10 protein-coding genes are annotated in these 12,792 nt (G+C 63.8%); 3 read left to right on the forward strand and 7 right to left on the reverse strand.

Annotated elements, in window-relative coordinates:
* The first annotated feature begins 69 nt into the window (after positions 1 to 69).
* Positions 70 to 1,347 (forward strand): 4-aminobutyrate--2-oxoglutarate transaminase, encoded by a 1,278-nt coding sequence (gene gabT / locus C2H86_RS13045; protein WP_054887246.1) that lies wholly within the window; start codon positions 70 to 72, stop codon positions 1,345 to 1,347.
* A 136-nt stretch (positions 1,348 to 1,483) separates the two neighbouring features.
* Complete coding sequence (locus C2H86_RS13050; protein ID WP_240349704.1) at positions 1,484 to 2,797, forward strand: response regulator; 1,314 nt, start codon at positions 1,484 to 1,486, stop codon at positions 2,795 to 2,797.
* Positions 2,798 to 3,038: 241 nt separating this feature from the next.
* Here C2H86_RS13050 and C2H86_RS13055 read toward each other — a convergent pair whose 3' ends face one another.
* Together C2H86_RS13055 and desA are read right to left on the reverse strand one after the other, a co-directional pair.
* A complete protein-coding gene (locus tag C2H86_RS13055) occupies positions 3,039 to 4,025 on the reverse strand; it encodes a GGDEF domain-containing protein (RefSeq protein ID WP_159413092.1) in 987 nt (328 codons plus the stop codon).
* Positions 4,026 to 4,166: 141 nt separating this feature from the next.
* The gene (desA, locus tag C2H86_RS13060; RefSeq protein WP_159412832.1) at positions 4,167 to 5,348 is read right to left on the reverse strand and encodes a delta-9 fatty acid desaturase DesA; all 1,182 of its coding nucleotides are present in this window, start codon (positions 5,346 to 5,348) and stop codon (positions 4,167 to 4,169) included.
* A 148-nt stretch (positions 5,349 to 5,496) separates the two neighbouring features.
* On the opposite strand from desA, the gene dibA reads away from it, so the two are divergent.
* Positions 5,497 to 7,392: a phosphodiesterase DibA gene (gene dibA / locus C2H86_RS13065; protein WP_159412833.1), complete on the forward strand. Its 1,896-nt coding sequence runs from the start codon at positions 5,497 to 5,499 to the stop codon at positions 7,390 to 7,392.
* Positions 7,393 to 7,679: 287 nt separating this feature from the next.
* Here the strand turns inward: dibA and C2H86_RS13070 are convergent, their stop codons facing one another.
* From C2H86_RS13070 to C2H86_RS13090, 5 genes are read right to left on the reverse strand one after another with little or no spacing between them, the layout of a single operon-like run.
* On the reverse strand, positions 7,680 to 8,324 hold the full coding sequence (locus C2H86_RS13070; protein ID WP_159412834.1) for a methionine ABC transporter permease: 645 nt from the start codon (positions 8,322 to 8,324) through the stop codon (positions 7,680 to 7,682).
* Positions 8,314 to 9,423, reverse strand: coding sequence for a methionine ABC transporter ATP-binding protein (locus C2H86_RS13075; protein WP_159412835.1), 1,110 nt, complete (start codon positions 9,421 to 9,423; stop codon positions 8,314 to 8,316). Before C2H86_RS13075 ends, C2H86_RS13070 begins: the two co-directional genes overlap by 11 nt.
* A 1-nt stretch (position 9,424) precedes the next feature.
* Positions 9,425 to 10,225, reverse strand: a complete 801-nt coding sequence (locus C2H86_RS13080; RefSeq protein WP_159412836.1) for a MetQ/NlpA family ABC transporter substrate-binding protein — start codon at positions 10,223 to 10,225, stop codon at positions 9,425 to 9,427.
* Positions 10,218 to 11,609, reverse strand: coding sequence for an LLM class flavin-dependent oxidoreductase (locus tag C2H86_RS13085; protein ID WP_159412837.1), 1,392 nt, complete (start codon positions 11,607 to 11,609; stop codon positions 10,218 to 10,220). Before C2H86_RS13085 ends, C2H86_RS13080 begins: the two co-directional genes overlap by 8 nt.
* Positions 11,609 to 12,790 (reverse strand): SfnB family sulfur acquisition oxidoreductase, encoded by a 1,182-nt coding sequence (locus C2H86_RS13090; protein WP_159412838.1) that lies wholly within the window; start codon positions 12,788 to 12,790, stop codon positions 11,609 to 11,611. Before C2H86_RS13090 ends, C2H86_RS13085 begins: the two co-directional genes overlap by 1 nt.
* Between the last annotated feature and the right edge of the window lie 2 nt (positions 12,791 to 12,792).

Below are 12,792 nucleotides of genomic sequence, written 5' to 3' on the forward strand. Positions count from 1 at the left end.
ATACTGTTCGCGAGCACTCCCAGCCACCCCCGAATAAAAGCGCCGCTGATCGGCGCAAATGAGGGCACTATGAGCAAGACCAACGAATCCTTGATGCAACGTCGTGTAGCCGCCGTCCCACGTGGCGTTGGCCAGATCCACCCGATCTTCGTCGAATCCGCGAAGAACTCGACCGTGATCGACGTTGAAGGCCGCGAACTGATCGACTTCGCCGGCGGCATCGCTGTACTGAACACTGGCCACCTGCACCCGAAAGTGGTTGCAGCTGTGCAAGAGCAGCTGACCAAGGTCAGCCACACCTGCTTCCAGGTGCTGGCCTACGAGCCTTACGTAGAGCTGTGTGAAAAGATCAACAAGCTGGTCCCAGGTGACTTCGACAAGAAGACCCTGCTGGTTTCTACTGGCTCCGAAGCCGTTGAAAACGCCGTCAAGATCGCCCGTGCCGCCACTGGCCGCGCTGGCGTGATCGCCTTCACCGGCGGTTACCACGGCCGTACCATGATGACCCTGGGCCTGACCGGCAAGGTCGTGCCGTACTCCGCTGGCATGGGCCTGATGCCAGGCGGCATCTTCCGTGCCCTGTTCCCGAGCGAACTGCACGGTGTCAGCGTTGACGACGCCATCGCTTCGGTCGAGCGCATCTTCAAGAACGACGCCGAGCCGCGCGACATCGCCGCCATCATCCTCGAGCCAGTACAAGGCGAAGGCGGCTTCCTGCCAGCACCGAAAGAGCTGATGAAGCGCCTGCGCGAGCTGTGCGACAAGCACGGCATCCTGCTGATCGCCGACGAAGTGCAGACCGGCGCTGGCCGTACTGGCACCTTCTTCGCCATGGAACAGATGGGCGTCGCGCCTGACCTGACCACCTTCGCCAAGTCCATCGCTGGCGGCTTCCCGCTGGCCGGTGTATGCGGCAAGGCCGAAATCATGGACGCCATCGCTCCAGGTGGCCTGGGCGGCACCTACGCCGGTTCGCCGATCGCCTGCGCCGCGGCCCTGGCCGTTATCCAGGTGTTCGAGGAAGAGAAGCTGCTGGACCGCAGCAAGGCTGTTGGTGAGCACCTGACCACTGGTCTGCGCAAGATCCAGGAAAAGCACCCGATCATCGGTGATGTCCGTGGTTTGGGCTCGATGATCGCTGTGGAAGTTTTCGAAAAAGGCACCCACACCCCGAACGCTGCTGCCGTTGCCCAGGTTGTGGCCAAGGCGCGCGACAAGGGTCTGATCCTGCTGTCCTGCGGCACCTACGGTAACGTCCTGCGTATCCTGGTTCCGCTGACCGCCGAAGACGCGCTGCTGGACAAAGGCCTCGCCATTATCGAAGAGTGCTTCGCTGAACTCGCCTGATGTGACGCGCTTCTAAAAAAAACCCGCCTCGGCGGGTTTTTTTGTGCCCAGAAAAGCCATGTGAGGCTATGGTGGTGAAAGGATTCGCCTTGGAAGCTGCGAAGGACTGTGTGTCAGGGATATTCAGGAGTTGGCCATGAGTGCTGCAGACCCCACCCCACCTTGCGTATTGATCGCCGAAGGCGACCCTTGGGTGCGCGAAATGCTGAGCGAAATGCTGCTCAGCGTGCGTTGCGACGCCCGCTTGCAAGTCTGCGCCGACGGCTCGCAAGCGCTCACGGCGCTGGCCAGCAAACCTGACCTGATCATCGCTGCTCGCGAACTGGCCGGGCTCGATGGCCTCGACCTGCTGCGCAAGGTGCGCGCCAAAGGCCCGGGGCTGCCGTTCATTCTCATGAGCGACCGCAGCGATAGTGCGAGCGTGCGCGAAGCAATACCGCTGCATCCCACGGCTTACCTGAGCAAACCGCTGAACCTGGACAAGCTACGCAAGAGCCTGGAAGAACTGCTACTCGCCGTGGGCGAGCAGATCGCCTGCCCGGTGCCGCCGTTGCAGCCTGGCGCCAACCTGCCGGCCTATCTCGAGCAACGGCGCGCTACCGCCGACGGCGGGCCGCTGTTCGCCGATGTGCAGGTGGCGATCAAGCGCGCGCTCAACCCGCAGGGCCTGAACCTCAAGGTGCTTGAAGAAGAGGTGCGTGATGATCCACAGATCACGGCAGTGCTCATCGCCGCTGCCAACAGTGCCAGCCTGCACCGTGACGCACCTGTGCAAACGCTGATGCAGGCACTGAACAAGCTCGGCAGCACCCAGAGCATGAACCTGATTCTCGGCCTCACCCTCAAGCGCAGTGCACGGCTGAGCGACCCGCTGCTGACGCAACATGCCACGCGCTACTGGAATCTTTCGCTGCACACGGCCGAATATGCCCGCACGCTGGCGCGCATGCTCGAACTGGATCAGGAGCGCTGCTATTGCGCTGGCCTGTTGCATTGCCTGGGTGACTTGGCGGTGCTGCGCTGCCTGCAAGAGTGGCGCCTGGCCGGTGGCGAGCTGGACGAGGACCGGGTGCAGCTGTCGCTCAATGAGTTCGGCGCAGCGTTCGGCTCGGCGCTGCGCACCCGCTGGCGTTTGCCGCTGAGCCTGCGCGAGCTGATTGCGGCGATCTACCAACTGGGTGGCGGGGTGTATTCGCGGGAGATCCTGGCCTTGAACCTGGCCGGGCAACTTGCGCGCCTGCCGGCGGATCAGGGGCTGGAGAAAATTGCCAACAGCAAGACCGCGCGCTTGCTGAAGGTTGGGTTGCCGGAGCTGAGCCGGTTGCGCAAGGTGGAGAATCCTGAAGTAAGAACGCAGGAGGCTCAGAAAATCGAGACGCCAGCGGATCTATCGATCACTGGGTCTGAGGGGTCGGTTGATGGGTCTGAGCCTGAAAACGCCGCACCCTGAAATGACAAAACCCAGCCTCGGCCGGGTTTTGCAAGTCCCTCAAGGGGAATAAAACGCTAAGTGCCTCTATGGGCTACGGAGTAACAGTAAGGAGGATGTACCATCCTGAGGCCTTGGATTCGGACTCATGATGTCACGCGACTTACGCCAAATGAGCGGATCGCAGCGATGCAATGTAAATCGAGACCATTCCTACATGGTGCTTCTGCAGATCTGCAGGATTTTTCTGATCTCGATCCCCCTACCCGCGGACTATCTGGTTCTTGCCCTGCCGCTTGGCCCGGTACATCGCCGCATCGGCACGGGCGAACAAGCTGTCCAGCGACTCGTCCTCATCCGTCAGTCCGGTCAGCCCCTGGCTCACCGTAACGCTGTACGCCTCATCGCCATGGCTGAAGCTCTGCCGCTGAATCTCCCGCTGTAACCGCTCGGCAATCTGCTCGGCCACCTGCGCGTTGCAACCTGGGAATACCGCCGCGAACTCCTCACCGCCGATACGCCCGAACAGATCGCCGCGGCGTAGCACGGCCTTGCCGCTATCGGCGATGCGCTGCAGCACCTGGTCGCCTTCCTGGTGCCCGTAGCTGTCGTTGATACGCTTGAAGTCGTCGATGTCCAGCAGCAGGAACGCCAGTGGCGTGCCGTCTTCACGGGCACTGTCGAAGGCCTGTTGGGCGCATTCGAAGAAGTGCCGGCGGTTGCTGCTCTGGGTCAGTACGTCGGTGGTGGCCAGGCGCTGCAATTCGCCTTCGAGCTGCTTCTTTTCGGTGATGTCTTCGGCGATGCCGACGATGATCACCCGGTCGCCGTCGTTCTGCTGGTTGATGTAGCACTTGTCGCTGAGCCAGCGCACTTGGCCGCTGGCATTGAGGATGCGGTACTCGCGGTCTTCCACTGCGCCCTTGAGCAGCACTTGGGCCAGGCTGCGTTCGGCGAATTCCAGGTCGTCGGGGTAGATGCTGTCGCGCCATTCGTTGTAGTCGGCCAGCACCAGGCTGGCAGGGCGACCGAAGATACGTTCGTAGGCGGGGCTGACGTAGAGCACCTGGCGGGTCTCCCAGTCGAAGGCCCACAGCACGGCGTTGACGCTGTCGAGCAACGAGCTGTAGAGCTGTTCGCGTTCACTCAGGCGGGCGACTTCGCCCTGGGCGTGGAGCAGGGCCAGCAAGGTTTGCGCAGCTTCGGGGGGCGGGGTACCTGACAAAGATGGAGGAAGGTTCTTGGCCATGAGCACGGAGCAGTTCTCATTGATGAGGCGCGCGGCCACGAACCGGCCCGCCACGCGGGCGATGTGCCGGGTTTGAGTGGATTTTCAGGGGGGAAGTTCCAGCGGGCACGCCCCGTTGCAGGGCGTGCCGATCAGCGGCTATCAGGCGGTGGGGCGCAGGGAGTAGGTTTTCAGCTGTGCTGCGAAGTCGTGCAGGGCATGGATGCCGCTGGCCTCGGCCTCGTGTACCCAGTCCTTCATGGCCGCCAGCATATCGTGGCCGTTGGCGCTGGTGCGGGCCCAGATCTGTTGCAGGGCCAGGCGCTTCTCGTAGATGGTCTTAAGTGCCTGGCTGTGGGCCAGCAGGCTCTCGATACGCACGTGGTGGCGGTCTTCCAGCAGGCTGGTTTCACGCGACAGCAGGCGCTTGGCACGGCGGAAGCGGTGGCGTACCGAAGCATCGACCTTGGCCAGCTCCTGCTTGACCAGCGGGCCAATCACCAGCTTGCGGTACTGGGCCATGATCTGGAAACGGTTGTTGAGGATGGCCATGGCCGTGTCCATGTCCAGGCTGGCCTTGCCCTCGACGCGGTGGGCGATGGGCGCCACACGCTGCACCTTGGCCAGGCGCAGCAGGCAGAACAGGCGGATCCACGCCCAGCCCATGTCGAACTCCCAGCGCTTGACCGACAGCTTGGCCGAATTGGGGTAGGTGTGGTGGTTGTTGTGCAGCTCTTCACCACCGATGACGATACCCCACGGCACCAGGTTGGTGGCGGCGTCGCGGCATTCGAAATTGCGGTAGCCGACCGCATGGCCAAGACCGTTGACCACGCCGGCGGCCCAGAATGGAATCCACATCATCTGCACTGCCCAGATGGTGATGCCGATGGTGCCGAACAGCAGCAGGTCGATGACCGCCATCAGCACGATGCCGCCGAGCTTGTAGCGTGAATAGAGGTTGCGCTCGATCCAGTCTTCCGGGCAGTTCTTGCCGTAGATGCGCAGGGTCTCGGGATTGCGTGCCTCTTCGCGGTAGAGCTCGGCGCCTTTGCGCAGCACCGTACCCAGGCCCTTGTACACCGGGCTGTGCGGGTCGTCCGGGGTTTCGCACTTGGCGTGGTGCTTGCGATGCACGGCCGTCCATTCGCGGGTGTTCTGTGCCGTGGTCAGCCACAGCCAGAAACGGAAGAAGTGCTTGAGCGCGCCATTGAGCTCCAGGGCGCGATGGGCGGAGTAGCGATGCAGGTAGATGGTGACGCTGACGATTGTCACGTGGGTCATCAGCAGGGTGACGCCAACCAGTTGCCAGGCCGACAAGTCGAGCAGACCGTTGTACCACATAAGTGTAGAAGCCCTCGGGAATGCAGGGAGGAAAGGGTGATTATCCCTTGGCGGGCAAATAAAACCAGTCACCCTTTCAGATAGGAAGTCACGGCATGTTTCAGCCTTTATAATGCCCCATCCTTTTTCATGGGCTTTCCCCCCCGACATGTCTGTTTCCGTTCGCGACGCCTTGCGCATGGCCGCGCTGTATGTGGTGCTCTCGTTCCTCTGGCTGGTGCTGGCCGAGGTGGTCCTGCGCAGTATGTCTGACGACCCCCTGGCGCTGACCGTGGGCCGGCAGATCAACGTGGTGGTGTGGGTACTGGTCAGTGCCTTGCTGATCTTCGTTTCCCGTGCCCGCCTGCTCAACTTCATCGGTATCGGCGCGCGCCTGCGCAGCGAGGACCGTGAGCGCCTGCGCATGGCCGCGGCGGTGTTCGACAGCACCCTGGAGGGGGTATTGGTCACAGACCGCCAAGGCCTGATCGTGCATGTCAATCGCGCCTTCATGCGCATCACCGGCTACCAGCAGGATGAGGTGCTGGGTCATCGCCCCAGCAAGTTCAAGTCTGGCCGCCACGGCGTGCCGTTCTACCAGCAGATCTTTGCGGCCCTGGCCGAAAAGGGTGAATGGAGCGGCGAGATCTGGAACCGCCGTAAAAGCGGTGAAATCTATCCGCAATGGCAGACGATCTGCGCCATCCTTGACGACAGCGGCGAGCTGAGCCATTACGTGGCGGTGTTCAGCGACATCAGTGCGATCAAGCATTCCGAGCAGGAACTCGCCTACCTGGCTCACCATGACCCGCTCACCGGCCTGCCCAACCGCCTGCTGTTCAACGATCGTGCCGAGCAGGCGCTGGCTTCGGCGCAGGCCAACAAGCGCGGCTGCGCCTTGCTGTTGCTCGACCTGGATCATTTTCAAAGCATCAACGACGGCCTTGGCCATACCATCGGCGACCAGTTGCTCAAGCTGGTTGGCGAACGCCTGCGTGAGACCGTGGGCAGCAACGTGACCCTGGCGCGCCTGGGCGGGGACGAGTTTGGCGTGCTGGCCGAGAACTGCCAGCAGGTTGGCCAGGCCGGCAAGCTGGCGCAGGCCATCATCGAGCGCATGCGTGAGCCCTTCGAGTTCGATGGCCACCGGCTGTTCGTCAGTGCCAGCGTGGGTATCAGCCTGTTCCCCAATGACGCCCTGAGCGCCGAGCAACTGTTGCGCAATGCCGATTCGGCGCTGTTCAAGGCCAAGGGCAATGGCCGTGCCTGTTATGCGCTGTACACCGAAGAGCTGACCGCCCACGCCCAGCACCGGGTGGAAACCGCGAGCGAGTTGCGCCGGGCCCTGGCCAAGGATGAGCTGAGGGTGTTCTTTCAACCAGTGCATGACCTGTCCACGGCGAAGATGGTCGGGGTCGAGGCACTGGTCCGCTGGCAGCACCCGCAGCGAGGGTTGGTGCCGCCGAGCGATTTCATCCCCATCGCCGAGCGCACCGGTCTGATTGCCGAGATCGATGCCTGGGTGTTGCGTGAAGCCTGCCGGCAGATGGTTCAGTGGCGAGAAGATGGGCGCATGCTGGCGTTCGTTGCCGTCAATATTTCCAGTCGCTTGTTCGGCCAGCGCGAGTTGTACCGGCAGGTGGCCGACGTGCTGCATCAGACAGGGTTGGAGCCGACGCTGCTGGAGCTGGAAGTGACCGAGAGTGCGGTCATGGAAGACCCGGAGGTGGCGCTGGAGCAGCTGCACCGCTTGCGCGAGCTGGGGCTGAACCTGGCCATCGATGACTTCGGCACCGGGTACTCGTCTTTGCTGCGGCTCAAGCGCTTGCCGGTGCAGAAACTGAAGATCGACCAGGGCTTCGTGGCCGGCTTGCCGCAGGATGATGATGACATCGCCATCGTCCGGGTGATCGTCGCGCTGGCGCGGAGTATGGGTATGCAGGTGCATGCCGAGGGGATCGAACAGGCGGAACAAGCGCGCTTTTTGCTGGAGCAGCAGTGCCAGCTGGGTCAGGGCTACTGGTTCGGGCGGCCGGTGCCGGCTGTGGACTTGCGCTGGGGCTGAGGGGTACGGCGGGAGATTTTTTGCGCCTGTGAAGCCGAGCGCCGCCCGCGCGGCGCATCGCGAGCTTTGCTCGCTCCTACGTTTGTTTTTGGCCAGTAACGCCTGTGGCAGGTGCGCGCGACCGCCTTGTTGGTACGACGCGATATCGCGTCATGCGCCAAGGCGTTCGCGCGCAAATCCCACTGGAGGCATTGGCCCGAAATAAACGTAGGAGCGAGCAAAGCTCGCGATGCGCCGCGCGGGCGGCGCTCGATCTCACAGGCGCCACAACCCTCATGTCAGGCACTTCAGCGTTTATTCAAGCCTTTCGCCAACCGGTCCCCACCGAGCTGGATCAGCGCCACCAAGGCCACCAGCATGGCAATCACGGTCAACATGATCTGGCTGTCGAAGCGCTGATACCCATACCGATAGGCAATATCCCCCAGCCCACCCGCACCAATCGCCCCGGCCATGGCTGACGAGTTGATCAGCGTCACCAGGGTAATGGTGAACCCGCCCACGATCCCCGGCAGTGCTTCTGGCAAGAGCACATGCCAGACGATGTGCCAACGTCGGCAGCCCATGGCTTGCGCCGCCTCCACCAGGCCATGGTCGACCTCGCGCAGGCTCACCTCGGCAATCCGTGCGAAGAACGGCGTTGCGGCGATGGTCAGTGGCACCACGGCGGCCCACACACCATAGGTGGTGCCCACCACCAGCCGGGTGAAGGGGATCAGCGCGACCATCAGGATCAGGAACGGGATCGAGCGGAACAGGTTGACGAAGGCGCCCAGCACCCGGTTCAGCAGCTGAGCCTCGAAGATGCCACCCTTGTCGCTGGTGACCAGCAGCACCGCCATCGGCACCCCCACCAGCAGCGCGACCAGCGAGGACACGCCCACCATCAGCAAGGTATCGAGCAGGCCTTCGAGCAAGCGATCAAACCACATGGCCCAGTACCTCCACGTCTTCGGCCCAGCGGCGGGCGCGTTCGAGCAATAGGTGCGTGTCGTGCGGTGAGCCTTGAATCGACAGGATCAACTGCCCGAGTGCATGCTCGCCGATGGTCTCCACGCCACCCTGAAGCAGCCGCACACGCCCGCCCAGTTCGGCGAACAGGTCGGACAGCGCTGGCTCGCCGAGCAGGGTGAGTTTGAGCACCAATGCGCTGTCTCGGCCCGCCGGGCTTGCGCGCAGGTTTGCCTGCAAAGCCGCGGGCAGCTTGGTCTGCAACGGCGCGAGCAGGGTGCGGGTGACCTCATGGCGTGGGCTGCCGAACACGCGCCAGACTTCGCCCTGCTCGACGATCGCGCCACGCTCCAGCACCACCACGCGGTGACAGATGTCGCGGATCACTGCCATCTCGTGGGTGATCAACACCACGGTCAGCCCCAGGCGCTGGTTGATGTCTCGCAGCAGTTCGAGGATTGACGCCGTGGTCTCGGGGTCCAGCGCCGAGGTGGCTTCGTCGCACAGCAGAATTTCCGGGTCGTGCACCAAGGCGCGGGCGATGCCGACCCGCTGCTTCTGCCCGCCGGACAGTTGCGCCGGATAGACGTGATGTTTCTCCTGCAAACCCACCAGCTCCAGCAGCTCGCGGACCTTGCGCTGGCGCTCGGCCTTGGCCACGCCGGCCACCTTCAGCGGCAGCTCGACGTTCTGCCACACCGTCTTGGCCGACATGAGGTTGAAGTGCTGGAAGATCATGCCGATGCGTCGGCGCAGGGCTACCAGGCGGTCCTCGTCGAAGGGCGCGATGTCCACCTGGTCGATCAGTACACGGCCCTGGCTCGGCTGCTCGAGGCGGTTGATGGTGCGCAGCAGCGACGACTTGCCCGCACCACTGCGGCCGATGATGCCGAAGATCTCGCCACGGCGGATATTCAGGTCGATGCCGTGCAGCGCGGGTTGCTGCTGGCCAGGGTAAGTCTTGCCGAGGCCGATGAAGCGCACGTGGGCTTCGTTTACCTCCGGGCGCAGGGCCTGCTCCCTGGCCGTAGACGGCGATGGTTGTGCGGTGGGCGCCCTGAGCGCGCTGGCCTGGCTCATGTCAGCCCTCCCAACCGGCCTGGTACAGGCTGCCATGGGCCTTGTTCAAGGCCGAACGCACGGCAGGCGAGTGTTGGTAGATGTCGACGAACCTGGCCAGGCGCGGGTCGTCCTTGCTCTGCGGGCGGATGACGAACTGGATCACGTACTCCTTGTTTTCCAGGCCATCGAACAGCAGCGCCGAAGTGGCATCGAAGCTGTTGGCCAGGCGGATGTAGGCCGGGTAGCCCTGGACCAGGTCGGCGTCGTCGTAGGCACGCACCAGTTGCACAGCTTCGACCTGAAGAATCTTCAGCTTCTTCGGGTTGGCGACGATGTCGTCTTCGGTGGCCTTGTAGCCTACCCCCGGCTTGAGGGTGATCAAGCCAGCCTTGGCCAGCAACTGCAGGCCGCGGCCGCTGTTGATCGGGTCATTGGCGATGGCCACGCTGGCGCCCTCGGGCAGTTCGGCGAAGCTCTTGTACTTTTTCGAGTACAGGCCGACGTTGTTGATGATGCCCGGGGCGTAGGGCACCAGGTTGAAACCGGCCGCAGCCTTGGCGTTCTCCAGGAAGGGAATGTGCTGGAAGTAGTTCACATCGATGTCGCCGCTGTTGAGGCTGACATTCGGCGCGATCCAGTCGCTGAACTCGATCAGCTTCACCTCCAGGCCTTGCTTGTGGGCTTCTTCCACCGCCGCCTCCAGAGGGATGGCGAAGGCTGCGGTGGTGCCGATCTTCAGTGGTTCGGCGGCGAAGGCGCTGGCGGACAGGCCGAGGGTGATGGCGATGGCCGCGACGGGCCGGAACAGTTTCTCAAGCATGGTGCAGGGCTCCAGTCGGGGCAGGGGTTGGGGTGTTGCGGTAAGTGGAACCTGGGTGGTCGGCAGGCAAGTGTGGGTGGTTGCTGGCAAACAGCTTCTCGCGCAGGGTGCCGTCGGCGTAGGCGGTCTTGTAGCGTCCGCGTTGCTGCAGTTGCGGGACCACCAGCTCGATGAAGTCCTCATAGTTTTCCGGGGTGACGGTGCGGGTCAGGTTGAAACCGTCCAGGCCGGTTTCATCGATCCAGGCGATCAGCTGTTCGGCAACCTGATCGGGCGCGCCGACCAGGGTTACATAGCGCCCACCGAGGGCGTGCTGCTCCAGCAGGCGGCGGCGGGTCCAGGCGTTCTCCTGCAGCTGACGGGTGGCCGACTGGATGGCGTTGCCCTTGCTGGCGCCGATCGGTTCGTCCAGCCCGTAGGCGGCGAAGTCGATGCCGGTAGAGGCGGCGAAGTGCGCCACGCCGGCTTCCGCGCTGGCATGTTGCAGGTACTCGGCGTGCTTGGCCTGGGCCTGCTGCTCGGTGGGGGCGACAATCACCGTGATGCCCATGAAAACCTTCACCGCCTGTGGATCACGGCCAGCAGCCTGGGCAGCCGCGCGGACCTTGTTGACCTGGGCGCGGGTGGCGGCCTTGTCCTGGCCGCTGATGAACACGCACTCGGCATGGCTGCCGGCGAAGGCCAGGCCGCGCGGCGAGCTGCCCGCCTGGAACAGTACCGGCGTGCGCTGTGGCGAGGGTTCGCACAGGTGGTAGCCCTCGACCTTGTAGAACTCGCCCTGGTGGCGGACCTTGCGCACCTTGTTCGGCTCGGCGTAGACCCGGCGTTGGCGGTCGTTGACCACGGCGTCATCGGCCCAGCTGCCTTCCAGCAGCTTGTACAGCACCTGCAGGTATTCGTCGGCCTGGTCGTAGCGGCGGTCGTGCTCGGGCTGTTGCTCCAGGCCCATGGCGCGGGCGGCGCTGTCGAGGTAACCGGTGACGATGTTCCAGCCGACCCGGCCATTGCTCAGGTGGTCGAGGGTGGAGAGGCGCCGGGCGAACAGGTAGGGCGCTTCGTAGGTGAGGTTGGCGGTGAGGCCGAAACCCAGGTGGCGGGTGACGGCGGCCATGGCCGAAACCAGCAGCAGCGGGTCGTTGACCGGCAACTGGATCGACTCCTTGAGGGTCACGTCTACGGAGTTGCCATAGATGTCATAGGTGCCGACGATGTCGGCGATGAACAGGCCGTCGAACAGCCCGCGCTCCAGCAGACGCGCCAGATCGGTCCAGTATTCCAGGGTCTTGTACCGGGTCGAGGTGTCCCGAGGGTGGGTCCACAAACCGTGGTTTATGTGCCCGATGCAGTTCATGTTGAAGGCATTGAGCAGGATCTGCCTGGCCATCAGATAGTCCCCCGGCGTGGTGGGTTTTCGTTGTTCAGGTAGTAGTTGCCGATGGCGTGATACTTCCAGCGCACCGGGTCGTGCAGGGTGTGCACGCGGGCGTTGCGCCAATGGCGGTCGAGGTTGTGCTCGGCCAGGGTGGCCTGGCTGCCGGCCAGTTCGAACAGCGTGGTGCCGGCGGCGAGAGAGATTTCCGTGCTGATCGCCCGTGCTTCGGCAACGGCGATGGAGGCAGCGGCCACGGTTTCGGCATTGCTGTCGGCCTGGGCGCGGTCAAGGAGTTCGCCAGCGCGTTCGAGCAAGGCTTCAGCGGCATGCAGGCGGATCAACAGCTGGCCGAAGCTTTTCAGGGTCAGTGGGTCGTCGCTGGCTTTGTCCAGGCCGGAGTCGATCCACGGCCGGCTGCGCGTGCGCACGAAGTGCAGGGCATCATCCAGCGCGGCGCGGGCGATACCGGTGTCGATGGCTGCGTGGAGAATCTGCGCCAGCGGGCCGACCGGTGTCGGGCGTTCGAAGGCACTCTGGAACGGCACCACGTCGTCGGCATCGACCCAGACGTTGTCGAATGTCACCGAGCCGCTGCCGGTGGTGCGCTGGCCGAAACCGCTCCAGTCGTCGATCACCTGCAGGCCCTGGCTGTCGGCGGGGACGAAGGCCAACTGTTGGCGGCCCTGGTCGTCGATCACCGAGGTCGGGATACGTTGCGCGTAGAGCGCGCCGGTGGCGTAGAACTTGCGGCCGTTGATGCGGTAGCCGGCGCCGTCGCGGGTCAGGCGGGTGGTGCGGTCGTGGGCGGTTTTCGTGCCCAGTTCGGCCAGCGCGTTGCCGAACCGGCGGCCGGCCAGCACTTCGGCGTACAGGCGCCGCTGTTGCACGGGGTTGCCGTTCACTCGCAGCACTTCGAGGGCGTAGAAGTGGTTCTGCGGAATCTGGCCAAGGGAGGCGTCAGCCTGGGCGATGCGGGCGATGACCTGGGCCAGGGTGACGTTGGACACGCCGGCACCGCCAAAGGCTTTGGGGACGCTGATGGCCCACAGGCCAGAGCGGGTGAACAGCTCCAGTTCGGCGTGGGGCAGGCGGCGTTCGCGGTCTCGCAGAGCGCTGTCGCGTTTGAGTTGCTGGGCGACTTGTTCAGCGACGGTCAGGGCTTGGCTGTCGTTGGTGATAACGGATGTTGTCATGC

This window comes from Pseudomonas putida (assembly GCF_009883635.2).
Taxonomy (GTDB): domain Bacteria; phylum Pseudomonadota; class Gammaproteobacteria; order Pseudomonadales; family Pseudomonadaceae; genus Aquipseudomonas; species Aquipseudomonas putida_W.

What these genes read in the sequence shown, in the direction of transcription:
- C2H86_RS13055 (WP_159413092.1), bottom strand. Translation starts at nt 4,025, where the DNA reads ATGGCCAAGAACCTTCCTCCATCTTTGTCAGGTACCCCGCCCCCCGAA.
- dibA (WP_159412833.1), top strand. Translation starts at nt 5,497, where the DNA reads ATGTCTGTTTCCGTTCGCGACGCCTTGCGCATGGCCGCGCTGTATGTG.
- C2H86_RS13085 (WP_159412837.1), bottom strand. Translation starts at nt 11,609, where the DNA reads ATGGCCAGGCAGATCCTGCTCAATGCCTTCAACATGAACTGCATCGGG.
- C2H86_RS13075 (WP_159412835.1), bottom strand. Translation starts at nt 9,423, where the DNA reads ATGAGCCAGGCCAGCGCGCTCAGGGCGCCCACCGCACAACCATCGCCG.
- desA (WP_159412832.1), bottom strand. Translation starts at nt 5,348, where the DNA reads ATGTGGTACAACGGTCTGCTCGACTTGTCGGCCTGGCAACTGGTTGGC.
- gabT (WP_054887246.1), top strand. Translation starts at nt 70, where the DNA reads ATGAGCAAGACCAACGAATCCTTGATGCAACGTCGTGTAGCCGCCGTC.
- C2H86_RS13050 (WP_240349704.1), top strand. Translation starts at nt 1,484, where the DNA reads ATGAGTGCTGCAGACCCCACCCCACCTTGCGTATTGATCGCCGAAGGC.
- C2H86_RS13070 (WP_159412834.1), bottom strand. Translation starts at nt 8,324, where the DNA reads ATGTGGTTTGATCGCTTGCTCGAAGGCCTGCTCGATACCTTGCTGATG.
- C2H86_RS13090 (WP_159412838.1), bottom strand. Translation starts at nt 12,790, where the DNA reads ATGACAACATCCGTTATCACCAACGACAGCCAAGCCCTGACCGTCGCT.
- C2H86_RS13080 (WP_159412836.1), bottom strand. Translation starts at nt 10,225, where the DNA reads ATGCTTGAGAAACTGTTCCGGCCCGTCGCGGCCATCGCCATCACCCTC.